The organism is Asticcacaulis aquaticus, from assembly GCF_028550415.1.
GTDB lineage: Bacteria > Pseudomonadota > Alphaproteobacteria > Caulobacterales > Caulobacteraceae > Asticcacaulis > Asticcacaulis aquaticus.
Genome location: NZ_JAQQKX010000009.1, coordinates 29,956 through 53,266, shown reverse-complemented (window position 1 = coordinate 53,266; position 23,311 = coordinate 29,956). Strand labels below are relative to the sequence as shown.

The window sequence follows — 23,311 nt, the reverse complement described above, 5'->3', positions numbered from 1 at the left end:
TCATGACCCGTCCCACCACCGACCTGTCCCGTCTGAAAGCGGCGTTGACTGCGGAAACGCAGGCGCGCTGGCGCGACGATGCGCGCGAGACGCAGGGCTGGTCCGTGAAGGCCATCAGATCGACTGCCGCCATCGTCGCCCTGTCGGGGGCCGCTGCCGCCGGGTTGGCGGTGTCGGCGCCTGCCATGACCGAAATGGCCGCAGGGATTATCGCGCCCAAGTCCGAGATCGATTTCCGCGTCGGGCGCAACGCTTCGATGGGGCGGCTGGAAATCTACGGCAGCGTCGGCTCGCGCGCCTCGGTGCGCAGCGAAAAAGGTCAAGTTGTCATCCGCCTGCCCGGCCAAAAGACGCCCGATATCGGCGATTTCCGTGCCAATCCGCCGATGGGCGTGACGGCGGTGGCCCTGCGTCAGGACAGCCGCGCCAGCGAGATCGTCATGACCCTGGCCGAAGGGGCCAAGGCGCGTTTCGGGCGCTCGGACGGTGCGGTCTATGTCCAGATCGAAACCAAGGACGTCGAAGGCGATACCGCGAAGCTGATCATGCAACAGGCGGGCGAAACCCCGTCTGCCAGTGCCTCATCGTCGGCGTCGGAGCAAGCCCCGGCGAAAACCACCTATCCCGTCGTGGCGCTCAAACACGTCAAACTCGAAGACGGGGTGCAGATCGATTTTCCATTCCCCGACGTGACCGGGGCTGCCGTCTTCCGTCGGGGCGAAGCCGTGTGGATGGTCTTCGACAAGGAGGTCGATTTCCGCCTGCCGCCGACTCTGAAAGACGGCGTCGTGATCGAACAGGCCAACTGGGCGCGCAATGACGGCTTTACCGCTTTGCGCCTGATCGCGCCGGCGGGCGGCAGCCTGTCGGTCGATACCGAAGGGGCGCTGTGGCGCGTGCGTATCGGCGGCAAGGCGCTGGATGCACCGCTGTCCGAAGTGGCGGTCAAGCGCGACGATACGTCCGGCGCAGCGACCCTGACGCTGAATCTGGCCGGGGCGCGTAAAGTCGCGTGGATTCGCGACCCGATGGTCGGCGACCGCATCGCCGTGGTGACCGCGCCGGGTCCGGTCAAGGCCGTCCGCGACGATCGATCCACCGTGCAGGCCTCGATCGGTTCGACCGCTCAGGGCGTGATGATCGAGCGCATGGCGCCCGATGTGACCGTGACGCTTGATGGTGACCGCGTGGCGGTGACGCGTCCGGGCGGCTTGCTCATGTCCTCCGACGACAACGGCACCGAGGCGCGCACCATCCAGACCGGCTATCGCGCGGCTTTGTTCCCGACCGCGCCTGACGCCTCGTGGAGCGAGACGCCGCCCGACGGCTTCCTCAAGAAATATAATGCCCTTCAGGTCAGCGCCGCCGAGGAGCAGGGCCTGGGCGCCGAAGGCCCCTATACGGCGCGGCTTGATCTGGCGCGCTTTCTGGTGGGGCAGGGGATGAATTTCGAGGCGCAGGGCGTGCTCGACCTGCTGGGCAAGACCAATCCGCGCAGCCTCGGCGACCCGCAGATGCGCGGCCTGCGGGTGGTGGCCAAGGTCCTGTCCGGCCGTCTGACCGACGCGCAGGCCGATCTCGATTCGACGGCTCTGATCAGCGATCCGGCCGCCAATCTGTGGCGCGGCTATATCGCGCAAAAGACCGGCCATTATGAGGAGGCGCGCAAGGCCTTCGCTGCCGGGGCCCCGGCGCTGGATGGTTTCCCGCCGCAATGGCGCACGCGCTTTGCCACGGCCAATGCGCAGGCGGCGCTGGCGACCAAGGATCTGGCCAGCGCGGCGCAGATCATCGGCTATGCGGTGACGCAGGACGTACAGCCGCTCGACCGGCTTGAGGCACAGCTGGTGCAGGCCGAAATCATCGAGGCGCAGGGCGACAAACGCCGCGCCCTGCGTGTCTATACGGCCATCGCCAAATCGACCTCCGACCGCCTCAATACCCCGGCCCAGATGCGCGCGGCGCGTCTGAAGCTGGAGTTGGGCGAGGCCAAGCCCGACGAGACCCTAGCGACCATGAACGCCCTGCGGTTCCGCTGGCGCGGCGACGATACCGAACTGGAGCTGATCCGCACGGTCGGCGACATCTACCTCACCCAGGGCCGCTATCGCGAGGCGCTGGAGGTGCTGAAAAGCGGCGGCATGTCGTTCTTCAGCCGCCCCGAAGCCGTGGAGATCAACCAGAAGCTCAACGCCGCCTTCCGCAGCCTGTTCCTCGACGGTATGGCCGACGGTCTGCAGCCGGTCGAGGCGCTGGGCCTCTTCAACGACTTCCGCGATCTGACGCCGGTGGGGGCCGACGGCGATCTGATGGTGCGGCGCATGGCGCGGCGTCTGGTCGAGGTCGATCTGCTGTCGCAAGCCGCCGACCTGCTCGATTATCAGGTCGAGAACCGTTTACAGGGCGTGGCGAAGTCGCAGGTCGCCGCCGATCTGGCCGCCATCCACCTGATGAACCGTCAGCCGGAAAAAGCCCTGCAAGCCATCTGGAAGACCCGCACGACGCTGCTGCCGAAAGCGGTCATGGCCGAGCGCCGGGTGCTGGAAGCCCGGGCGCTCAACGACCTGAACCGCACCGACAATGCGCTTGAGGTGCTGGGGACCGACATGTCGCCCGAAGCGCTTGACGTGCGCGCCGACATCTATTGGCGGCAAAAGGATTGGGTCAAGGCCGGGGCGCTGCTCGAAAAGCGTCTGGGCGAGCGCTGGAAGAAGGACGGCAATCTGAGCCTCGCCGAAGAGGCCAATCTGATCCGCGCGGGTGTGGCCTATAGTCTGGCGTCCGATCAGAAATCGCTCGATCGCCTGTCGCAACGCTTCGGCAAGTTCGCCGACACGGCGCAGAACGGCGACGCGATGCGCGTGGCGCTGGCCGGACTCGACAACGGTCCGCTGCGCGCGTCGGACTTCGCCATGGCGGCAGCGCAGACCGACAGCTTCACCGGCTGGGTCGCCTCGATGAAGCAGAAGTTCCGCGAACAGGGCAAGACGCCTGCCGCACCCGCGCCCGCCCAACAGGCTCAGGCCCCGGCCGCCGCGCCTGCGCCGAAGAAGGCCTAGGGCTTGACGCTGTACTTCTATTCGAAAGGGGAAGCCTACGGCGAGTTTTCCAACTTCTCGCCGCACGGTATCGAGATGGACGGCGTGTGGTGGCCGACCGTCGAGCATTATTTTCAGGCGCAGAAGTTCATCGATCCCAATTACCGGCTGAAAATCGCCAAGGCTTCGACGCCCAAAATGGCCAAGGCGATGGGACAGTCGCGCGCCCATCCGATCCATGCCGATTGGGACGAACGCCGGGAGGTCGTCATGCTTGAGGCCGTCCGGAAGAAATTCACCACCCATCCAGCTTTGAAAACGCTGCTGCTCTCGACCGGCGACGAAACCCTCGCCGAGGCCTCGCCCAATGATTTCTACTGGGGTGCGGGCGGTGATGGTTCGGGCCTGAACCGGCTGGGCGAAATCCTCATGCAGGTCCGCACAGAGCTTCTACTTCTTCAATAGCGGTTCGATGGCGGCTTCGAGTTCGCTGGCGTCGTTGCGGGTGATCTGGACCGTCTTGCCATTGACCATGAAGGTCGGCGTGCCGGTGACGCCGGCCGAAAGGGCGTCCTGGTTGAGATCGTTGAGCTTGCTGAGGCCGTCGGGATCGGTGACGCAGGCATTGAACTGCGTCTCGTTCATCCCCGTCGACTGGGCGATGCGCAAAAGGACCGGGCGGGCATTGGCGTATTGCTCCGGGGCACCGCCCTGATCCATCTCGGGCTGGGCGCGCATGATGGCGTCGACAACCGTCAGGGCCTTGTCCTTCGCCACGCAGTTGGCCAGCATGTGCCCGGCGGCGGCCACGGCGGCATTGCCGGTCATCATCGGGCGATAGACGTAGCGCACCTTGCCGGTCTCGACATATTTTTTCATCAGGGCGGGCGTGATCGTCTCATTGACCTGCGCGCAGATGGGGCAGGCGACCGAGGCATATTCCACGACGGTTACCGGCGCATCGGCCTTGCCAGCTGTAATCTCATCGACGCTGATCTTGCCGGTGGGGCCCGACTGACCGCAGGCGGCAAGGCTCAGGGCCGTCAACCCCATAAGGCCGGTCAGGGCAGAGCGGCGGACGATCAGGGTGGTCATGTCGGGGAATCCTCAGGGCGTGGTCTTGCGCGATGAGCCGAAAACAAGGCGGCGGAATTATGGCCTTATACAATCGATTGCTTGGCGATTGTCTGAAAGTGGGAGGATCACATCCGCGTGATCGCTGTCCGGTTTCGCTTTAAGGCGGATATGTGGCCATGTATTATATTTCCATTCTCCAAGGTTTGGGGAATATGAACCAAGTGAAGGAATATGATCGTTAGTTAAAAAGCATCGCCGCAAGTTTAGACGCGCGGCCTCAAAATCAAGGCGAAGAGTCAGGGTGTTTACCAAATCTCTGTCAGACCGTCCGGTAGTCGAAATCTCGGCCACAGCCCATATTTGCTTTACTCGCGATCAAGCCCCCGAAACCAAGACGATTTTGTCGCTTCACTGTAAGCGCATTCCAAAAAGTGTATAGCGGTTTTTGGAATAAATGCGCGACCATCAGAACGCGCGCGCGACCCCTTGCGTTTTTCTCTCAACCTCAACCCTTTGAAAGGTCGCGGCCGAAGCAAGGCTGCGAAACACGCATATGAACATGAATACCCTCCGCCCCAAGGTGTCGATCCCCGCCCGCTGGAAGGTCCTGGCCCCGTTGGGCGGCATAGCCCTTCTGGGCATCTTCGGTCTGGCCAGCTGCGGCCAGACGATCCAGCCTGGCAATGTCGGGGTGAAGATCCGCACGTTGGGCCCCAGCGCCGGGGTCGATCCGACGCCGCTGCCGTCGGGCTGGCACATCAACCTGCCGGGCGAACGCATCGCCGAATTCCCGGTGATCCAGCGCACCTATACCTATACGCGCGAACACGACGAGCGCGGACCGGAAAACGAGGAGGTCACCTTCTCGGACAACAACGCCCTGCCGATGACGGCGGACGTTCAGCTGGTCATGCGCATCGATCAGGCGAAGGCCCCGGCGCTCTACAAACGCTACCGTCTGACCTTCGATCAGATCTTCGAAGGCCCGCTGCGTAATGACGTGCGTTCGGCCATCGCGGCGGAAACCGAACTGGTCAGCGTCGAGTTCCTCTATCGCGGCGGTCGCCAGCAGGTGATCCAGAAGGCGTTGGCCCGCGTGCGCGCCAAGTGGGAGCCGCAGGGCGTCAATGTCAGTCAGCTCGACTGGATCGGCACCATCCGCTACCCGCAGGTGATCCTCGACTCGATCCAGGCCAAGACCAAGGCCGACGCCGACGCCTCCGCCGCTCAGGCGCAGGTCGCCGTCGCCAAGGCGCAGGCCGACGCCAAGATCGAAGAAGCCCGTGGTCAGGCCGAGGCCAACCGCCTGCTGGCGCAGTCGATCGCGTCCAGCCCGCAGGTCGTGCAGCTGCGCGCGATCGAAAAGTGGGACGGCAAGCTGCCTCAGGTTACCGGTTCGGCCACGCCGTTCATCGACCTGAAGAAGGCGGATTAAGGACGCAAATGGGGGAGGGGCGCGAGTCTCTTCCCTTCGTCAGGCGACCTTGTTCGGGGTTCGCCTTTAGGTTAGGCTGCCGCCCCGGAGGGGGCTGCAGGCTTCCTGAGCGGCACGACTTCGGATAGAATCGTCATGCCGCTCAGATTATCAATTTGTCGCGATATTAATGCCAAAAACCGCTGTACACTTTTTGGCATATCGCTCAGGTAATTCATGAGGGGACATATGAAACTGTCGATCGATTTTGCCTTTGCCGGCATTGAAATTATCAAGAAAAACCCGCTTGCCGTTTTGATCTGGGGGGCGGTGGCCCTTGTGGTCAGTGTGGTGACCAATGTGGTTACGATTGTGCTGGCGGGTTCCGCCTTGTCGACCCTGAAAGGTTATGAACAGTCCCCGCCGAGCGATCCGATGGCCGTTTTCGGGGCGATTGGCGACATGGCACCGGCGATCATCCTCAGTGTTATTATCGGGCTAACCGTCGCGGCCGTCATTCAGTGCGCGGTGTTCCGAAGCCAGCTTGAACCTGAGGCCCGTGGTTTTGCCTATCTTCAACTGGGCGCTGCCGAAATCCGGCAGATTTTGGCGACCATTCTCTGGACGCTCGCGTTTTTCGTATTTTATCTTCTGTTTGCTCTGGCGGTCGGGATTGTGATCGGCTTGCTGAGTCTGGTGACAAAGATCAGCGGCATTCTGGGGGGATTGCTGATCTTCGTCGCTGGTGTTGGCGCCTTTGTGGCCTTCTTCTACGTGCTGTGCCGCTGGTCGCTGGTCATGGTGCAGACCTATGCCGAGGGTAAGATCAATATCTTCGGCAGCTTCAAGCTGACCGAGGGCAATGGCTGGACCCTGCTGGGCGGCTACCTTCTGCTGGTCCTGGCCACGATTATCCTCATGATCATCGTCTATGGCGTCATGTTCGGGATCACTATGGGCGCGGGCGGCGACTTCATGTCCTCGATTCAGCAGATGAGCCAGCCGGATGTAACGTCTCTGTCGGCGCTGCTGACGCCGGGTTTCGTGATCCAGCTTGTCGTTGGCGGTCTGCTTTCGGGCGTCTTTTATGCCCTGATCCACGGGGCAGCGGTGTCGGCCTATCAGACCCTGGCGCGCAAGAAGACCAATCTGGATATCTTCTGATTGGCGCTGAACCGGCGGCATGGTATTATCTATTAATAACAGTTAGTGGAGACGACCATGCCGACCTCCGTGGCGCTGGGTGCGCATTTCGAACAGTTCATCAAGGACCAGCTGGCGTCCGGGCGTTATAACAATGCCAGCGAGGTCGTGCGCGACGGACTGAGGATGCTGGAAGACCGCGAGGCGGAAAAGCAACGCCGGCTGGAGGCCTTGCGTGCGGAGATCCAGAAAGGGATGGACGACACCGAATTTTATGACCTGGAAGATGTGTTCGACGATGTGTTGGCAGACATAGCAAGCGTGGAACAGAAAAAGTCTGCCTGATGCGTGTCAGATTCACCCGCTCTGCGCGTCAGGATATGATGGCTATCGGGCGATATATAGCGTTTGATGATCCGGGAAGATCGCAGTCGTTTGTCGAGGAATTGCGAGATAAATGCCGATCTTTAAAGGACCTTCCTTTACGAGGGGCAAATAGATCGGCCCTGATTGCAGGGGTGAAGTTGTTACCCCATAAAAATTACAACATCTATTATGGCGTCACGGACGAAACCGTAACCATTTTCCGGGTTCTGCACAGCACACGCCATGTTGACGAAGGCGATCTATAAAGCCGCCTGAAAACCCTATCCCCCGCCTGCGCGCTGGAAGCTTTCGACCAGCGAGCCGCAGACCAGCCGCCAGCCGTCGACCAGCACCCAGAAGATCAGCTTGAACGGCAGCGAGACCACCACCGGCGGCAGCATCATCATCCCCATGCTCATCAGGACCGAGGCGACGACCAGGTCGATCACCAGAAACGGCACGAACAGCAGGAAGCCGATCTGGAAAGCCAGCTTGAGCTCCGAAATCATGAAGGCCGGGGTGATGACCGTGATCGGCAGGTCGATATTGTTGGCGGGCTTTTCGACCTTGGACAGGCGGATGAACAGGTCGAGATCGCCCGTGCCGTTCTTGGTCACCTGCGACAGCATGAAGGCCTTTACGGGCTCCGACGCCGCATCGAACGCCTGAGGCAGTTCCATTTCCTGATCCATCAGGGGCCGGATGCCGGAATCGTAGGCCGCCTGATAGGTGGGGGCCATGACGATGGCCGACAGGAACATGGCCAGCGAGATCAGGACGGCGTTGGGCGGACTCTGTTGCAGGCCGAGCGCGGTCCGCAGCAGGGACAGCACGACCACGATGCGGATGAAGGAGGTCGTCATGATGACGATCGACGGGGCCAGCGACAGAACGGTCAGCAGGCCGACCATCTGCACGACGCGCGCCGTCAGGGTGCCGCCCTGACCCAGGTCGAGATTGATCGACTGCGCCAGCACGTCGACCGGAAAGATCAGCAGGGCAAAGCCAATGATGCCGCCGAGCAGGGCGGCGGCATAGGCTCGCTTCGAGGGTTTGGGCGCGGCAACGGTGTCCATGGTCAGATCACCGATTTGGGCTGAACAGGTTTAGGCTGAAGGGGGGCGGCGACCGGTTTCGGTTTCGGCAGTTGCCGCGGTTCCAGCAGTTCGTGGCCTTCGCCGAGCAGCAGCAGGCGTTCCTCATCGTCGATGCGCACCAGCACCAGCCGTCGCGCGGGATCGAGCACCAGGGTTTCCACCACGTTCATCCGCCGCTCGCCGCGCTGGGCCTGAAGCTTCGCCATCAGTTGCGGGGCATAACGGCGCAGGGCGTAGGCAAGGCCGACGACCAGCCCGATCACGAGCACCAGCGCGAACGCCGCGCGCAACAGGCTCAGGAAGAAATCCATCGGGCCAACCCTCTCATTAAGCGCATCCCAAAAAGTGTATGGCGGTTTTTGGGACAGATGCGCGCTCTAAAACTGCAAAAACTGCTACGCCGCAAACCTTAAAGGCTCGTTAACCAAGAAGGGGGCATAATTTGCCGATGCACCTGTCTCTAAGGTGAGTCGCGCCAAGCCAGAAGGAGCCCGCGATGAGTATCGACGATATCGGCCTTCTGGGCGCGCTGAAAGGCAAGATGGGCTGGCTGTCCCAGCGCCAGAAGCTGGTCGCGCAGAACGTGGCCAATGCCTCGACGCCGGGCTTCAAGCCGCGCGATCTCAAGCAGATGGACTTCGCCGGCATGATGAAGGGGCAGGCGGAACAGACCGGCCTCGGTCTGAGTCTGACCAGCAGCGGGCACATGAACATCGAAGGGGCGGGGACCTTCGCGCCGAAATCGGTGGTGACGCCGGATTCGGAAACGACCATGGACGGCAATTCGGTCGTGCTGGAAGAACAGATGCTCAAGATGGCCGAAAGCCGGATGCAGTACGAAGCCGCCATCGGCTTTTATCAGAAATCGCTCGGCCTGCTGCGCATGGCCGCCAAGCCGCCCGGCAGATAGTAAAAGGTAAGGACCATGCCTATTAATAAGGTGCCCGAAACCAATCCGGCCATGACGGTCGCCGCCAGCGCGCTCAGGGCGCAGCAGGCGCGGATGCGCATCATCGCCGAAAACATCGCCAATGCCGATTCGACGGGGCAGACGCCGGGGGCGACGCCCTACCGCCGTCAGATTCCGGTGTTCGAGGCCTCGAAGATCGACGGCGCGACCGGCGTCAAGCTGGCCTCGGTCAAGAAGGACCAGAGCGATTTTCAGATGGATTACGACCCCAGCCATCCGGCGGCCGACGCCAATGGCTACGTCAAGCGCCCGAACGTCAACAGTCTGATCGAAACCATGGACATGCGCGAGGCCCAGCGCGCCTACGAGGCCAATCTGAACGTCATCGAGACCGCGCGCTCGATGGAACAGAAGACCCTCGACATCCTGAAGAGATAATAGATGAACCCGTTACTCGCCGCCCGCGCCTATGGCGCCGTTCAGAAGCAGGTGTCCAACCTCAACGACGAAGGCAAGGCCGCGTCGGGCACCGGCGCCGATTTTTCGAAGGTGCTGCAAGGCGCGATCGAGCAGACCTACAAATCGACCCAGACGGCGGAAACCCAGATGGCCCTGCAATCGCAGGGCAAGGCCGAACTGATCGACGCGGTGACGGCGGTGGCTTCGGCGGAGGCGTCTCTGGAAAGCGTTATTGCTATCCGTGATCAGGTGATTTCGGCGTATCAGGAAATCCTGCGGATGCCGATTTAAGACGCCGTCCATGTGCCGGAAGCATCGCGCTCGAAGCGCACTCGCCGCGATATATGTGTTTCGTAGTTTTCGCATTTGGCCGTGAACAGCCCCGGCCTGACGAACTGCGCATCCACGCAACGTTCCGGGAGCCTGAGTAACACCTTGCGCGTCGGCCAGTCGACGATTTCCGTCGATCCGTACATCAGTAGAACGGTTTTCCCATCGTCCGACGCTACCGCGCCCTGCGGGATTTGCAGGATATCGCCTTTTGCTGGCACCAGTTGCGACATCTCGAACTCGCCTTGCTGACAGGTCACCACGGCGACCGGGACACGTTTGCTCAGGTCCGCGTCGTACAGCTCCATGGTCGTGTCGAACCAGTACCGTTCGCATCCCTGAGCGTCGGTCAGCCGTCGCATCTCTTTGCCCTTATCCAGAATGATGAGGTCGGGGCCGTCGCGGCGGGCCATGCCGGGTTTCAGAGCGATTCGGGTCGCTTCGCGCTGTGTGTCTTCGAAGACATTACCGCCATTCGATATGGATATGGTCCGGCTGTCGAAACGGGTAGATTGGTAGGGTTCGTCTCCATTCAAATAACGCGTCAGCCGGACGTTCCAGCTCTTGTCCTCCGAAATAATGCCGTAGAAATCCAGACACGTGGCCATGAACTGGTTTTGCGGCTGCGCGGTCACCTCGCGGCAGGCGATATCGAAGCGGGCTTCGGCAAAGGCGTATTGCCAGTTGATAACCTCTGTCGATGGACGCGCCGCATAGACGGGATTGCCTTCCAGTACGAGAAATTGCCCATCCGACGACGCGATGGAGCGCCCGAACGTATAGAAAGGTTTTCCGCTGTCGCGCAGGAGAAAGCGGGCGGCGATGTCGCCGTTGTCGCAGTTGAGTTCCGGTACCTGCGTAATGGCATGAAGGTAAGGGCTGAACAGGGCCTTCACGCCGACGAATTGGTATCGTTCACAGGCACCGTCATCATCGGTGAAACGTCCGGCCTCCCGGGCGCTCGACGTCCCGGCGAAGCGGGTAATGATAAGGGTAGAGCCTTCACGGCGGGCGACGTCGCTATGATGTTTCAGCGTCTCGGCTTCGGCCAGACGAAGAGGGGCGCTCAGCAGGTTTTCCGCCGAAATCGCCGGTTGGTCCGCGGCGAGTCCCGGGGCTGCCCAGACGATGCCGATAGCCAGCGACAGACTTGCGATGATTTTCATGATTTCCCCCGTTTGGCTCAGTTTAGATCGGGCGCGGCTGGTTGGAAAGGTCGATGGCCTTTATTCAATGCGGCGAAGTCTTAACTCCAAATTAACCGTGAGGGCGGCAAAATCTGCCTATAAAGTAATCAAGGGTGTTTTGCGATGACGGGTACCGAAGTTCTGGGCGTGGGCCGCGATGCGATCTGGCTGACCATTCAGCTCTGTGCGCCGGTGCTGATCGTCGGCCTTGTCGTCGGTGTGGTGATCGGCCTGTTTCAGGCCCTGACCCAGATTCAGGAACAGACCCTGATCTATGCGCCTAAGATCATTGCCGTTTTCGTCACCCTGCTGCTGGTGCTGCCGCTGATGGGGGCGCTGCTGACGGGGTTCATGAAGGAGATCGCCGGCAAGATCGCCGGGATGTAGTCCGGTCGCGGGAATCGCGGCATAGGTGGCGTTTATGACGCGGAATGTGAACAGAAGTGCCATTCTTCATACCTCTCCAATTCATTGGGGAGGGGGACCGCACGAGCTTGCGCAGCAAGTGAGATGTGGTGGTGGGGGCTCGGAAAAGCACCCACTGGCTCAGTTTCATGTTGTCTACGCGAGCCCCCCTCCGTCTCGTCGCTTTCGCTCCGATCCACCTCCCCCAGTAAACTGGGGGAGTATTAAGGCGCGGTCATGATCCCCACCGCGCCTTCGCCCGATTTCGCGACCGAGGTGACTTCCTTTTTCGGGACGTCGCAGATCGTGTTCACCGGTATGCTGATCTTCATACGGCTGGGGGCCGTGGCGACATTGCTGCCCGGCATCGGCGATCAGGCCGTACCGCCGCGGATCAGGCTGTCGTTCGCGGCGGTCTTCACCCTGATGCTGATTCCCGTGCTGCGGACCCAGATGCCCGCCCTGCCGCCGACTTTGGGGGCTATGGCGGGACTGGTCATCCACGAAGTGCTGATCGGTCTGATGCTGGGGATGCTGATGCGCACCTTCATCGCGGCGCTGCTCATCGCCGGGGAAATCGTCTCGCTGCAAACGACCTTGTCGTTCGCGCAAACCGCCAATCCGGCCCAGGCGCAGCCCAGCGCCAGCGTGGCCACCTTTCTGGCCATGCTCGGCCTCGTCCTGATCTATGCGACCAATCTGCACCATATGTTCATCGCCGCCATGCTCGATTCCTATGCCGTCTTTCCGCCGCTCAAGCCCGTCATGGTGAGCGACGCGGGCAGCCTGATGATCCGCACGGTGGCCGATACCTTCATGCTGGCGCTTCAGATGTCGACCCCGGTCATCGTCTTCGGGCTGGTCTTCAATATCGCCGCCGGGTTCGTCGGCCGCATCATGCCGGCCTTTCCGGTCTTTTTTGCCGTGTCGCCGCTCAGCGTCCTCTTCGGCCTGTCCATCTTCGCCGTAGGGCTGGGGGCAACGGGCATGGTGTTCATCGAACACTACGAAGAGTTCCTCAACATCTTCATCAGAAGCAGGTGATAGATGGCTGAGGAAGGTGAAGACAAAACAGAAGAGGCCTCGGCACAGAAACTGGCCGAGGCCCGAAAAAAGGGCGACGTCGCCAAGTCAGGCGATATTCCGCAGGCCCTGTCCCTGATCTTTGCCTGCGCCCTGGTCATCATGTACGGCGAGAAGATCGCCCTCTCCCTGACCGAGACCCTGACGGTCTTCGTGGCCATGCCGCACCAGCTGCTCGACTCGCTGCGTGGCGACGGCGGACTGACCATCGCCAATGCGGTGATGATGAAGGTCCTGCCCATCATCGGGCTGATCATGCTGGTCGCGGCGGCGGGCGGGGTGATCGGCAATGTCGCCCAGACCGGCCTGATGTTCAATGCCGAGAAGCTCAAGCCCGACTGGACCAAGTTGAATCCCATGGCGGGGTTCAAGCGCCTGTTCGGGGTCGATGCCCTGATTCAGTTCGCCAAGACCCTGATCAAGCTGGTCGCGGTGGGCTTCATTACCTACCTGATCCTGAAGGCGCGAGCGATCGACATCAACGGCCTGACGGGGGCGTCGCCGATGCTGATCCTGCCCTATTCGCGCGAGGTGTTCATTTCGCTGGCGGTGGCGGTGTGCCTGTTTCTGGCGGTGGAGGGCGGGGCCGATTTCGTCATCCAGAAGTTCCGCTTCGCGCAGAAGATGAAGATGTCGAAGACCGAGGTCAAGGACGAGTACAAGCAGGCCGAAGGCGACCCGCACGTCAAGGGCCGCCTCAAGCAGATCCGCATGGAAAAGTCGCGCCAGCGGATGATGTCGAACGTCCCAAAGGCGACCGTGGTCATCACCAACCCGACCCACTACGCTGTGGCGCTGCGCTACGATAACGATACGCCGGCACCGACCTGCGTCGCCAAGGGCGTCGATGCCGTGGCGCTGAAAATCCGCGAAGTGGCGGGGGAGCACGACATCGCCATCGTCGAAGACCCGCCGCTGGCCCGCGCCCTCTATGCGGCGATCGATGTCGACGAGATCATCCCCGAAGCTCATTTTCAGGCGGTGGCGAAGATCATCTCGTTCGTCATGACGCGGAAGAAACGTGGCTTTTAGACACTGGCCAAGCGCATCCCAAAAAGTGGGTACCGGTTTTTGGATCAGATGCGCGTTTCCTAAAAAGATTACCTTGCAGAATAAGCAGTCAGAACGGGCAAAACAGGTTAATATCGACCGATTCGTTTGCCCTTAAAGGGCTCTGATACTGAGGTCCGGCCTTGTCTCTGTCGTCTCCTGCCGCTTCCGCTGCGCGCCCGTCCGCTTCCCCTGCATCGGCGCTTGAGCGCATCCGCGATTTCGCCAGCCCGTGGGTGCTGGGCGCCGTGGCGGTCGGGGTTATCGTCACCTGCGCGGCGGTCTGGGTCATCGCCGGAGACCTGCCTGCGGGCGTGGTGCTGGCCATATTGCTGATCGCCATGGGGATCGTGGTGTCGCTGGGCCTGTTCACCTTTACCACCGATGCCGATGACGACCACGCCGGTCTGGGGACGCAGCAGCTGGTCGACGCGCTGGCCGAACCCGCGGCGATTGCCGGGTTTGACGGGCGCATCGTGTCCGTCAATCCGGCGTGGCGCGACGCGGGCGGCCATCTGCGCCGTCTGCCTCAGGGCGACGAGGCACCCGCCCTGTTCACCGCCATGCGCGAAGCCCGCTCTCAGGGGACGGGGCGCGCCCTGGTTCGCCTCGGCAGCTTCGATTTCGAGATGCTGGTCTCGCGGCTGGGCGACGAACAGGTGCTGGTCCGCGCCGGGTCGCAGGGCGTGCTCGGCACCGGGCTTCTGCTCAATCACGAGGTCGCCCCGGCGGCGGTCAGCGGCCCGGCCTTCCTCGACACTGAAGTCGAGAGCGAGGCTGACGCGCGCGCGCCGGTGGTCGATATCGCGCCCGCGACCTTCGACGGGACGGCGGCGCCCTTCGGTCAGGCTCTGCTGCGCGGTGAGACCCTGCTGGGGGGCGAACTGGTCCATCTCAATACGGCCTTTGCCCGCCTGATGGGGCGCTCTCAATCCGACCTGACGGGTACGGTGTGGGGCGACCTGCTGGAGGCCGGGGCGCGCGAGGAGATGCAGACCAAGCTCGACCTGAAATCCACCGGTCCGTTCGAGGTGCGGCTGGACGGCAACAAGGACCTGCCGTTGCAGGTGCTGTTCGCGCCCTCTGACGGCGGCTACATGCTCTACCTGTTCGACATCAGCGAGCAGAAGCAGCTTGAGCAGAGCCTCGCTCAGGTGCAGAAGATGCAGGCCATCGGGCAATTCGCCGGCGGCGTGGCGCACGACCTGAACAACCTGTTGACGGGCCTTAAGCTTCGCGTCGAAGACCTGCTGCACAATCACCCGCTCGGCGATCCGTCCTATGACGGGCTGAACGAAATTCGTCAGATCAGCGTCCGCGCCGAAGACCTGGTGCGCAAGCTGCTGGCCTTCTCGCGCAAGCAAACCGTCAAGCGCGTGACGCACAATCTGGGCGAACTTATCTCGGAGTCCGAGGTGTTGCTGCGCCGCCTGATGCGCGAAGACGTCAAGCTGGAGACCGAATACGGCCGCGACCTGCCCGATATCCACGCCGACAAGGGGCAGATGGAGATGGCGGTGATGAATCTTGTCGTCAATGCCCGCGACGCGGTGCACACCGCAGGCGGCGGACGCGTCAAGATCAAGACGGCGGCCTTGTCACAGGCCGAAGCCGTGGCGCAGGGCTGGGCCGATGCGCCGGTACAGGGCGCGGCTTTGATCGAGGTGTCGGACAACGGACCCGGTATCCCGCCCGACATCATGACCAAGGTCTTCGAGCCGTTCTTTACGACCAAGCCGCTGGGCGAGGGGACCGGGCTGGGGCTGGCGACCGTCTATGGCATCGTCAATCAGGCCGACGGCCACATCGTCATTCGGTCGGTGGTGGCCCCCGAACAAGGCCACGGCGCGACGTTCAAAATCTTCCTGCCGGTCAAGGTGCGCGTCGAAAAGCCGGCCGGTGAGGTGAAGCCTGCCGAGCCGGTCAAGGTCACGCCTAAGGACCTGTCGGGGGCGGGCCGCATCCTGTTCGTCGAGGACGAGGAGATCGTGCGCGGTATCGCCGCCCGTCTGCTGCGTCAGCGTGGTTACGAGGTGACCGAGGCCTGCGACGGCGAAGAGGCACTCGACATCATCGAAGGCGGAGGCAAGTTCGACCTTCTTATCTCCGATGTGATCATGCCGGGGCTGGACGGGCCGTCGATGCTCAAGAAGGCGCGGCCGCATCTGGGCAATGTGCCGGTGATGTTCATTTCGGGCTATGCCGAGGCGGAGTTCTCGGACCTGCTGGAGGACGAGACGGGCGTGTCGTTCCTGCCCAAGCCGCTCGATATCAAGACTCTGGCCGAAAAGGTCAAGGAACAGCTGGCGGCTTGATCTTGAATCTTAAATAGAAGTAAGCCGCCCACATAAGACCAGAAAACGCGATGCCTGCGGCGAAGAAATATATTCTGTCTTTTGAAAGGGGTAGATAGTCGCTTACAGCAAAATAAAAACAGATTAAGCCTAATAATGTTGGTATCCAAATGAGTGCATGAGCACTTATCTTATTTTTCTGAGAATTAAGTGTTGCCGATATATCTTTATTAATCTGCAAAGAGGTTGGAATACATAGAGCGGATATGAAAATCGCCAACTGGTATGGACTGAAAAAGGCAGCATCAAAGCCCTTCAAAGCGGCTTGATAAGCAAAAACGCCCGCAGAGAAAAGTCCGATAATATAAGTGATTACAACACCATAATTACCCGTTTTCATAAGGCGCCGCCCTAAATCATTCCGCCGTGGTGGTCGGGTCGTAGATTTCGATCAGTTCCAGAGATTCCAGCAGGATGGCGCGCATGGCCGCATGGGCACCGTCGGCGTCGCCTTTTTCGATGGCGATGAGGACGGCTTCGTGCGCGGGGATCGAGGCCGTATGGCCGGACACCTTGTTGGTGATGCCGATCGACAGACGCAGGGCCGTATTGATCAGCTCGCGCAACTGCCAGAAGAAGGGATTGCCCGACGCCCGCAGGATCGAGACGTGGAAGTCGATATCGGCCTGCAGCGCCTGATCGGGTTCGGCGGCGTGGTCGCGCATGGCGTTCAATCCGTCGCGGATACGGCGGATATCGGCCCGGTCACCGCGGCGAGTAGCCAGATAGGCGGCCACGGGCTCGATCGCCAGACGCACTTCGGTGAATTCTCGGTAGATGGTATTGGAGAAGGGCCGTTCCATCAGCCAGCGAGTGACGTCGGGATCGAGCAGGTTCCACTTGGCGACGGGCTCGACCTTGGTCCCCTGACGCGGGCGGGCGCTGAGCAGACCCTTGGCCGTCAGCATCTTCACGGCTTCGCGCGCCACGGTGCGGCTGGCCGAAAACTGCGTGCACAGGTCGGCTTCGGTGGGGAAGCTGCGACCATCGTAAAAGCCGGAGACGATGGATTGTCCCAGGGTTTCCAGAAGTCCGTAGGTCAGGCTGACGCCTTGGGGAGTACGCATGAGGATAAATAGCCCTGTCGTCAGATGAGTCTTTTTATAGGCTATTTAAACGGCAAATTTTATCCGCAATGTCCAGTACCAATCATACGATGACTTGAAAATCAGGCGTTTTCAGGGGTTTTATCGCCGACGCTGAACGGTTCAGGGGGCGATTTCGGGCCGGGACGATATTTTATCCCCTTGAGCCAGAGCTTCAGCGCTTCCCAGTGGATGCCCCAGACGACCTTGAGCGTCATCAGCGGCATCGAGCGGAAATAACGCATCAATACGCGGTCGGTCAGCGGCTCGCGTCTGGCTTTGAAGGTCGCGGTCAGCATCCGGTCGCGCCGGTCGCCGGTCACCTGCTCCAGCAGAATATGCAGGCTGAACCGTTCTTCCGGCGGGATCAGGTCGAACCGATAGGCCATGTCCATATCCATAAACGGCGAGACGTGCAGGCGTTTGGAGGCGGCCTGATGGATAGGCCCTGCCTCGCGCACGGGCAGCACGTAGCAATGACGGTCGCCGAAGGTGTTGTTGACCTGATAGACGACGGTGCGCAGGCCGCCATCGGCCTTTTGCACGAAATAGAGCGCGATGGGGTTGAAGACGAAGCCCAGAACGCGCGGCATGGCGAGCAGGAAAAGTTTATCGGTGGCCTTGTACAGGCCCCTTGGTGCAAGCAGCGCGACGATGCGGTCGCGCAGCGGTGCTGTGGTGTCGCCTTTGACCGGGCCGTGGTCGCGCTCATAAAAGCCCAGCCAGTTGAAGCGATTGAGGCCGAGGGTTTTCAGCGGACGGATCGTTTGCTCTAACCGGTCGAGGTCGAGCAGAATCTGAAAGATCGAATATTCGAGGTGGTGGACCTTCGGCGCAAAGCGGTGGTGCGTCACCGGACCGGCATAAAGGGCAGGTGTGATCATAATTCGCCTCCCCGTCGCGATAGGTGAAGGCAGGGAAACCTGGCCTTCCTTGATACCTCCCCATGCCATGGGGAGGGGGACCGCACGACGCGCGCAGCGCTAGATGCGGTGGTGGGGGCCTTTGTTGAAACGCCAGCAAGGCCCCCCTCCGTCACGCTAAAGCGTGCCACCTCCCCCGCGTGGCGGGGGAGTAAGATGGTGTCTTCACTCATTCCGCCGCCTCCAGCGCTACCGACATTTCCGGACGCCAGTGGATGCGCGAGCGGCCCCAATCGAAGGCCCATGGACGTTCCACGCCGGTGATCGCTTCGGCCACGGCGAGGCCTGATTGAAGGCCGTCCTCGTGGAAGCCCGACCCGAAATAGGCCCCGCAGAACCACGTCTTTCGCGCGCCCTGAATCTCGCCCAGCCGGTGTTGCGCGGCGATGGCGGCCTGATTGAACAGGGGGTGGTCGAACTGCATGGTCTTGATGATTTTCGCCGGATCGACCGGACGCACCGGATTGAGCGTCACGAACAGATCGCGACCCTGATTTTGATTTTGTCGCGCATTTGAGTCCGAAAACCGCTGCACACTTTTCGGAATGCGCTCTATACCCTGCAACAGGTTCATCCAGTAGGTGACGCACAGCATCCGGCCCGAGCTCACCTCGTCTTCGCGACCGATATAGTTCCAGCTCGACCAGGCGTGTTTGCGCTTTGGCATCAAGGCCTCGTCCGTGTGCAGGACGACGGTATTGTCGGTATAGTGGAATTGCCCCAGAATATCGCGCTCGGTCGCATCGGCATCGGTCAGTATCCGCAAAGTATCATGCGCGTGGCTGGCGAAGACGACCTGATCGAAGTCGTGGTGTTCGCCGTGCTGGTCGGTGAGGGTGACGCCGCCCGCGTGACGCGTGGCCGAGACGATACCGCAGCCCGTGCGGATTCGATCGCGGAACGGGGCGATGAGCGCCTTGACATAGGCCTGAGACCCGCCGGTCACCGTGCGCCAGTGAATGCGGTCGGTCAGTTTGAGCAGGCCGTGGTTTTCGAAGAAGGTGATGAAGGCGCGGAACGGGTAGTCCATGATTTCCGCCGCCGAGGTCGACCAGATGGCGGCGGCCTGCGGCAGCAAATGGTCCTCGACAAAGGCGCGCGAATAGCGTTTCCGCTTGAGATATTGCCCCAGAGTCAGGTCATCGCAGGTGGTCGAGGCTTTGTCGATCGGGGCCTGCTTATAGAAGCGCATCAGATCCCACAGCAGTTTCAGGAAGCGGGGGCGGGCGACATTGCGCCATTGCGCCAGAAGGCCCGACAGGGACACCGAGGCATATTCCAGATCGCCCTCATCAATGGAAACGCCGAACGACATATCCGACAGCTGATGCGTAACGCCCAAATGGTCGAACAGCGCCGTCAGGTTCGGATAGCACGGCGTGTTGAAGACGATGAACCCCATGTCGACCCACAGCGGTTCAGAGTCGGTGCCGACATTGACGCTGTGGCTGTGACCGCCGGGGGCACTGTCCTTTTCGAAAACCGTGATGTCCGCGTGCCTATGCAGGTGCCACGCCGCCGACAGACCGGAAATGCCGGTGCCGACAATGGCAATCTTCTGGCGGCGATTATATTGGCGGGAATCGTACATGCGGGCGTCTTTCCTTTTTTCACGACTGGTACGCCCGGACACCGCGCACGGATCATGAGGCCTTTGACAACGCAGTTATTTTTATCTGTTTTCGATAGGGACTGATCCGCAGGCCGCCCAACCGCGTAGAACCGGCATGACCACGCGAATGACCGCTCATGCCGACAAAAAGCCTTTTGACCCGGACACGTTTCTGGGGTCATCTGTCGCCATGATCGTCAGCGACCACACCTCGACGGGCCGGGCGGACGGTTCCCCCGAAGCGCTTATCGTCCGCATTGCCGCAACGCGCGACCGCGACGCCTATGCGCAGCTGTTCACCCTTTACGCGCCGAAACTGAAGGCCTTCATGATGGGGCGCGGCCTCAGCGCCAACGAGGCCGAGGATCTGGCGCAGGACGCGCTTTTGAGCGTGTGGCGCAAGGCCGGCTATTTCGATCCGTCGAAGGCCGCGGCCACGACCTGGATCTATGCCATCGCCCGTAACCTGCATATCGACGGGGTGCGCAAGCAGAAGCGCGCCCGCGATTTGCCGGAGGATCTGTGGGCGCCGGAACCCGATGCGGCGGCTGACGTCGCGGTGATCGGGGCCGAGGACGCCCGCACCGTGGCCGTCCTGATCGACACCCTGCCGCCGGAGCAGATCGAGGTCATCCGGCTGTCGTTTTTTGAAGATTTGTCGCACGGCGATATCGCCACGGCGTTGTCGATCCCGCTGGGGACCGTCAAGTCGCGCCTCCGACTGGCCATGATGCGCCTGCGCACCGCTTTCGATACAGGTACCCGCGTATGAGTAAAATATCCCATCACATCGACGAGCTTTTGCTGCTCGACTACCACCACAGACGGCTCAATGCCGGTCAAAGCCTGCTGGTCGCCACGCATGTAGAGATGTGCGGCCATTGCCGGTCGCAATTGCGCCTGTTCGATGCCATTGGCGCGGCGCTGTTGCAGGATATGCCGCCAGTAGCGATGCGCGCCGACGCGCTGGAACTGGCTCTGGCGCGGATCGAGCGCCCTGAAGAGGGGGAAGCGCCTGCGGCACCGGTGGTGCCTCCCTATCTGCAAGGGATCGACCTGCCTGAAACTCTGCGTCAGACGGCGTTCAAAAAGCGCTACTGGGCCGCGCCCGGCGTCTGGATGGCGCATGTCGATACGCCGAAGGACGGCAAGTCGCTGACCTATCTGATGCACGTCAAGGGCGGCATGGAAATGCCGGTCCACGATCACCACGGACTGGAAATGACGCTCGTCCTGACGGGGACGTTCAGCGACCACAATGGCGTCTATCGACCCGGTGACTGCATTAGCTGCGCCGAAGGCGACCACCATGCCCCGGCCATCGCGGCGGGCGAGGACTGCCTGTGCCTGATCGCGGCCTTGGCACCGATCGCGCCAAAAACGCTTTTGGGTAAACTGCTCAAGCCGTTCGCACGTATCTAAATCAAATGCTTTTGATAGGTGAGAAATGAAGATGTTCCTGATCGCCCTCGTTCTCACCCTTCTTGCCCTTGCGATCCTCGATGGCCTGTGGCTCGGGACCATGACCGGACGACTCTATCGCCCCTTGATGGGCAGTCTGCTGGCAGACAAATTCAACATGGTGGCGGCGGTCGCTTTTTACCTGATGTACGGCTTTGGCGTGACGTGGTTCCTCGTATTTCCGGCGCTGAACGGCACCTTGCCGACCAACGGTTTATCGGCAGGCGTCGCCCTGACGATCAATGCGGCCCTTCTGGGGCTGCTGGCCTACGGTACCTATAATCTGACGGCGCTGGCGGTGATCCGCGACTGGTCGCTCAAACTGACGCTCATCGATACGGCGTGGGGCATGGTCATCACGACCGCGAGCGCCCATGCGGCGGTCATGGTAGCGCGACTATTCCGCCTATAGATTTTTTATGCCGACTGGCATTCCCTTATTAATAAATACGAATGGAGGCGACGGATGATAGCGACGACCTTGGATCAGACGACCCTGATCGCAGACCTCAAGATCGTGCCACCCGCGCTTAGGCAACCGCTGAAAGTCCTGCGCCACAACTGGCATCGCGGCAGCCTCGACATCGTCTTCCCCAATGGCAAGGTGTTCGAAATTCGCGGTCATGAGCCTGGTCCGGCGGGCGTGCTCAAGGTCAGCGATTTCCGTTTCCTCAAGCGCGTGCTGGCGGCGGGCGATATCGGTTTTTGCGACGGCTATGTGGCCGGGGAATGGGACACACCGGATCTGGCCGCCCTGCTGGAGGTGTTCACCCTGAACATCGACCGGTTGAAGCGCTTCCTGACCGGCAATCCGCTGGTGCAGATGATCAACCGCGTGGCGCACTTCTTCAACCGCAACACCAAGGAAGGGTCGAAGCGCAATATCTTCGCGCACTACGATCTCGGCAACGCCTTTTACGGTCAGTGGCTGGATCAGACCATGACCTATTCGTCGGCCCTGTTCCGCGACACCAATAACCTGGAGGCTGCGCAGACCGCTAAATACGCCGCCTTGGCGCGTATGGTCGATCTCAAGGCCGGGCAGCACGTGCTGGAAATCGGCTGCGGCTGGGGCGGGTTCGCCGAATATGCGGCGAAGGTCGTGGGCGCCCGCGCCACCTGCCTGACCATCTCTCAGGCTCAGCACGATTACGCGGTCGAGCGCATGAAGCGGCTGGGTCTCGACAACAGGGTCGAGGTCCTGATGCTCGACTATCGCGACGTGCAGGGACAATTCGACGCCATCGTCTCTATCGAGATGTTTGAGGCCGTTGGCGAGCAGTTCTGGGGCGACTATTTCCGCAAGGTGCAGGCTTGCCTGAAGCCGGGGGGCAAGGCAGCGTTGCAGATCATCACCATCCGCGACGACCTGTTCGAGGAGTACCGGCAGCGGCCGGACTTCATCCAGAAATATATCTTCCCCGGCGGCATGTTGCCGTCGCTGGAAAAACTGAGGCAGCAGACGGACAAGGTCGGTCTGACGGTCATGTCCGACATGGCTTTCGGCCACGACTATGCCCATACGCTGAAACTGTGGGCCCAGCGCTTCGACGCGGCGTGGAACGAGGGCCGGATTACCGGCTTCGATGCCGCCTTCCGCAAGATGTGGCTGTTCTATCTGGCCTATTGCGAGGCCGGGTTCCGCACGGGCCGCACCGACGTCGTGCATTTCGGCATTCAGAAAGCCTGAGTTCCGGGTTAGGGTGGCGGCATGACCACCGCCGCCGACTCCATTGCCGGGCTTTATGACCGCCACGCGGCGGGCTGGGACGATGATCGACGTCACCGCCGTCCGGACGGTGAGGCCGCATGGATTACCCGGTTCGCCGCTCTGGCCGGGTCGGGCGCATCGGTCCTCGATCTGGGCTGCGGATCGGGCGCGCCGATCGTGCCGGACCTTCGGGCGGCCGGTCTGACGGTGACCGGGGTCGATGCCTCACCGTCGCTGATCGCCCTGTGCCGTGAGCGCTTTCCCGATCAGGCCTGGGTCGTAGCCGATATGCGGCGGATCGATCTGGGCCGGTTCGGCGGGCTTTTGCTCTGGCACAGCCTGTTTCACCTGCCGCCGGACGATCAGGCAGCGATGTTTCCCGTCCTTGCCCGGCACCTGACGCCCGGTGCGCCGCTGATGTTTACCAGCGGCACCGAACGCGGCGAAACGGTCGGGCAGTGGCGTGGCGAACCGCTCTATCACGCCAGCCTCGACCTCAGCGACTACGAGGGTGTGCTGGCCGATAACGGTTTGCGGCTGATTGAGCGCGTGGTTGGTGATGCCAGCTGCGGCGGCGCGACGATCTGGCTGGCCGTAAGACTATAG

Annotated in this window: 26 protein-coding genes; 18 read left to right on the top strand and 8 right to left on the bottom strand. The window is 61.5% G+C overall.

The window, feature by feature from the left end; translation table 11 throughout:
• Nucleotides 1-2: 2 nt before the first annotated feature.
• Together PQU92_RS11855 and ybiA are read left to right on the top strand one after the other, a co-directional pair.
• Nucleotides 3-3,059 carry a tetratricopeptide repeat protein gene (locus tag PQU92_RS11855; RefSeq protein ID WP_272748433.1) on the top strand — a complete coding sequence of 1,019 codons (3,057 nt, stop codon included), beginning with the start codon at nucleotides 3-5 and terminating at the stop codon, nucleotides 3,057-3,059.
• A 3-nt stretch (nucleotides 3,060-3,062) separates the two neighbouring features.
• Nucleotides 3,063-3,503 carry a riboflavin biosynthesis intermediates N-glycosidase gene (gene ybiA, locus PQU92_RS11850; RefSeq protein ID WP_272748432.1) on the top strand — a complete coding sequence of 147 codons (441 nt, stop codon included), beginning with the start codon at nucleotides 3,063-3,065 and terminating at the stop codon, nucleotides 3,501-3,503.
• Here the strand turns inward: ybiA and PQU92_RS11845 are convergent.
• Nucleotides 3,489-4,133 carry a DsbA family protein gene (locus PQU92_RS11845; RefSeq protein WP_272748431.1) on the bottom strand — a complete coding sequence of 215 codons (645 nt, stop codon included), beginning with the start codon at nucleotides 4,131-4,133 and terminating at the stop codon, nucleotides 3,489-3,491. The two genes, ybiA and PQU92_RS11845, sit on opposite strands and share 15 nt — an antisense overlap.
• A gap of 541 nt (nucleotides 4,134-4,674) precedes the next feature.
• Here PQU92_RS11845 and PQU92_RS11840 point away from each other — a divergent pair.
• The 4 genes from PQU92_RS11840 to PQU92_RS18900 all read left to right on the top strand — a co-directional run bounded on the left by PQU92_RS11840 (nucleotide 4,675) and on the right by PQU92_RS18900 (nucleotide 7,304).
• Nucleotides 4,675-5,550, top strand: a complete 876-nt coding sequence (locus tag PQU92_RS11840; RefSeq protein ID WP_272748430.1) for an SPFH domain-containing protein — start codon at nucleotides 4,675-4,677, stop codon at nucleotides 5,548-5,550.
• A 228-nt stretch (nucleotides 5,551-5,778) separates the two neighbouring features.
• Nucleotides 5,779-6,693 carry a hypothetical protein gene (locus tag PQU92_RS11835; RefSeq protein WP_272748429.1) on the top strand — a complete coding sequence of 305 codons (915 nt, stop codon included), beginning with the start codon at nucleotides 5,779-5,781 and terminating at the stop codon, nucleotides 6,691-6,693.
• A gap of 57 nt (nucleotides 6,694-6,750) precedes the next feature.
• Nucleotides 6,751-7,017 carry a type II toxin-antitoxin system ParD family antitoxin gene (locus PQU92_RS11830; protein ID WP_272748428.1) on the top strand — a complete coding sequence of 89 codons (267 nt, stop codon included), beginning with the start codon at nucleotides 6,751-6,753 and terminating at the stop codon, nucleotides 7,015-7,017.
• On the top strand, nucleotides 7,017-7,304 hold the full coding sequence (locus PQU92_RS18900; RefSeq protein ID WP_368407108.1) for a type II toxin-antitoxin system RelE/ParE family toxin: 288 nt from the start codon (nucleotides 7,017-7,019) through the stop codon (nucleotides 7,302-7,304). Before PQU92_RS11830 ends, PQU92_RS18900 begins: the two co-directional genes overlap by 1 nt.
• A gap of 15 nt (nucleotides 7,305-7,319) precedes the next feature.
• Here the strand turns inward: PQU92_RS18900 and fliP are convergent, their stop codons facing one another.
• Together fliP and PQU92_RS11820 are read right to left on the bottom strand one after the other, a co-directional pair.
• Nucleotides 7,320-8,114 (bottom strand): flagellar type III secretion system pore protein FliP, encoded by a 795-nt coding sequence (gene fliP, locus PQU92_RS11825; protein WP_272748427.1) that lies wholly within the window; start codon nucleotides 8,112-8,114, stop codon nucleotides 7,320-7,322.
• Between the two features lie 2 nt (nucleotides 8,115-8,116).
• Nucleotides 8,117-8,446 (bottom strand): flagellar biosynthetic protein FliO, encoded by a 330-nt coding sequence (locus PQU92_RS11820; RefSeq protein ID WP_272748426.1) that lies wholly within the window; start codon nucleotides 8,444-8,446, stop codon nucleotides 8,117-8,119.
• Between the two features lie 185 nt (nucleotides 8,447-8,631).
• Between PQU92_RS11820 and flgB the strand changes: the two genes are divergently transcribed.
• Genes flgB through fliE form a run of 3 tightly spaced genes read left to right on the top strand, consistent with a single transcriptional unit; the run spans nucleotide 8,632 to nucleotide 9,795 of the window.
• Nucleotides 8,632-9,045, top strand: a complete 414-nt coding sequence (flgB, locus tag PQU92_RS11815) for a flagellar basal body rod protein FlgB (protein WP_272748425.1) — start codon at nucleotides 8,632-8,634, stop codon at nucleotides 9,043-9,045.
• Between the two features lie 15 nt (nucleotides 9,046-9,060).
• Complete coding sequence (gene flgC / locus PQU92_RS11810; RefSeq protein WP_272748424.1) at nucleotides 9,061-9,483, top strand: flagellar basal body rod protein FlgC; 423 nt, start codon at nucleotides 9,061-9,063, stop codon at nucleotides 9,481-9,483.
• A gap of 3 nt (nucleotides 9,484-9,486) precedes the next feature.
• Complete coding sequence (gene fliE / locus PQU92_RS11805; RefSeq protein ID WP_272748423.1) at nucleotides 9,487-9,795, top strand: flagellar hook-basal body complex protein FliE; 309 nt, start codon at nucleotides 9,487-9,489, stop codon at nucleotides 9,793-9,795.
• Here the strand turns inward: fliE and PQU92_RS11800 are convergent.
• The gene (locus PQU92_RS11800) at nucleotides 9,792-11,000 is read right to left on the bottom strand and encodes a hypothetical protein (protein WP_272748422.1); all 1,209 of its coding nucleotides are present in this window, start codon (nucleotides 10,998-11,000) and stop codon (nucleotides 9,792-9,794) included. The genes fliE and PQU92_RS11800 overlap by 4 nt on opposite strands.
• Nucleotides 11,001-11,144: 144 nt before the next feature.
• Between PQU92_RS11800 and fliQ the strand changes: the two genes are divergently transcribed.
• The 4 genes from fliQ (at nucleotide 11,145) to cckA (ending at nucleotide 15,874) form a co-directional block, all read left to right on the top strand.
• Complete coding sequence (gene fliQ, locus PQU92_RS11795) at nucleotides 11,145-11,408, top strand: flagellar biosynthesis protein FliQ (RefSeq protein ID WP_023461398.1); 264 nt, start codon at nucleotides 11,145-11,147, stop codon at nucleotides 11,406-11,408.
• Between the two features lie 255 nt (nucleotides 11,409-11,663).
• The gene (gene fliR, locus PQU92_RS11790) at nucleotides 11,664-12,470 is read left to right on the top strand and encodes a flagellar biosynthetic protein FliR (protein WP_438263820.1); all 807 of its coding nucleotides are present in this window, start codon (nucleotides 11,664-11,666) and stop codon (nucleotides 12,468-12,470) included.
• Between the two features lie 3 nt (nucleotides 12,471-12,473).
• The gene (gene flhB / locus PQU92_RS11785; protein WP_272748421.1) at nucleotides 12,474-13,541 is read left to right on the top strand and encodes a flagellar biosynthesis protein FlhB; all 1,068 of its coding nucleotides are present in this window, start codon (nucleotides 12,474-12,476) and stop codon (nucleotides 13,539-13,541) included.
• A gap of 161 nt (nucleotides 13,542-13,702) precedes the next feature.
• Nucleotides 13,703-15,874 (top strand): cell cycle histidine kinase CckA, encoded by a 2,172-nt coding sequence (gene cckA / locus PQU92_RS11780; protein ID WP_272748420.1) that lies wholly within the window; start codon nucleotides 13,703-13,705, stop codon nucleotides 15,872-15,874.
• Here the strand turns inward: cckA and PQU92_RS11775 are convergent.
• The 4 genes from PQU92_RS11775 to PQU92_RS11760 all read right to left on the bottom strand — a co-directional run bounded on the left by PQU92_RS11775 (nucleotide 15,852) and on the right by PQU92_RS11760 (nucleotide 19,512).
• The gene (locus PQU92_RS11775; protein WP_272748419.1) at nucleotides 15,852-16,253 is read right to left on the bottom strand and encodes a hypothetical protein; all 402 of its coding nucleotides are present in this window, start codon (nucleotides 16,251-16,253) and stop codon (nucleotides 15,852-15,854) included. The genes cckA and PQU92_RS11775 overlap by 23 nt on opposite strands.
• Before the next feature lie 16 nt (nucleotides 16,254-16,269).
• On the bottom strand, nucleotides 16,270-16,980 hold the full coding sequence (locus tag PQU92_RS11770) for a FadR/GntR family transcriptional regulator (protein ID WP_272748418.1): 711 nt from the start codon (nucleotides 16,978-16,980) through the stop codon (nucleotides 16,270-16,272).
• Between the two features lie 101 nt (nucleotides 16,981-17,081).
• Nucleotides 17,082-17,882, bottom strand: a complete 801-nt coding sequence (locus tag PQU92_RS11765; RefSeq protein ID WP_272748417.1) for a DUF1365 domain-containing protein — start codon at nucleotides 17,880-17,882, stop codon at nucleotides 17,082-17,084.
• A gap of 208 nt (nucleotides 17,883-18,090) precedes the next feature.
• Nucleotides 18,091-19,512 carry an NAD(P)/FAD-dependent oxidoreductase gene (locus PQU92_RS11760; protein ID WP_272748416.1) on the bottom strand — a complete coding sequence of 474 codons (1,422 nt, stop codon included), beginning with the start codon at nucleotides 19,510-19,512 and terminating at the stop codon, nucleotides 18,091-18,093.
• 136 nt (nucleotides 19,513-19,648) lie between these two features.
• Here PQU92_RS11760 and PQU92_RS11755 point away from each other — a divergent pair, with 136 nt between their 5' ends.
• Genes PQU92_RS11755 through PQU92_RS11735 form a run of 5 tightly spaced genes read left to right on the top strand, consistent with a single transcriptional unit; the run spans nucleotide 19,649 to nucleotide 23,311 of the window.
• Nucleotides 19,649-20,305 carry a sigma-70 family RNA polymerase sigma factor gene (locus tag PQU92_RS11755; protein ID WP_272748415.1) on the top strand — a complete coding sequence of 219 codons (657 nt, stop codon included), beginning with the start codon at nucleotides 19,649-19,651 and terminating at the stop codon, nucleotides 20,303-20,305.
• Entirely contained in the window at nucleotides 20,302-20,955 is a 654-nt protein-coding gene (locus PQU92_RS11750; protein WP_272748414.1) for a ChrR family anti-sigma-E factor, read from the top strand. The genes PQU92_RS11755 and PQU92_RS11750 overlap by 4 nt, the downstream gene beginning before the upstream one ends.
• Before the next feature lie 31 nt (nucleotides 20,956-20,986).
• Nucleotides 20,987-21,406: a DUF2177 family protein gene (locus tag PQU92_RS11745; RefSeq protein WP_272748413.1), complete on the top strand. Its 420-nt coding sequence runs from the start codon at nucleotides 20,987-20,989 to the stop codon at nucleotides 21,404-21,406.
• Nucleotides 21,407-21,460: 54 nt separating this feature from the next.
• Nucleotides 21,461-22,684 (top strand): SAM-dependent methyltransferase, encoded by a 1,224-nt coding sequence (locus tag PQU92_RS11740; RefSeq protein WP_272748412.1) that lies wholly within the window; start codon nucleotides 21,461-21,463, stop codon nucleotides 22,682-22,684.
• Nucleotides 22,685-22,705: 21 nt separating this feature from the next.
• Nucleotides 22,706-23,311: a class I SAM-dependent methyltransferase gene (locus PQU92_RS11735; protein WP_272748411.1), complete on the top strand. Its 606-nt coding sequence runs from the start codon at nucleotides 22,706-22,708 to the stop codon at nucleotides 23,309-23,311.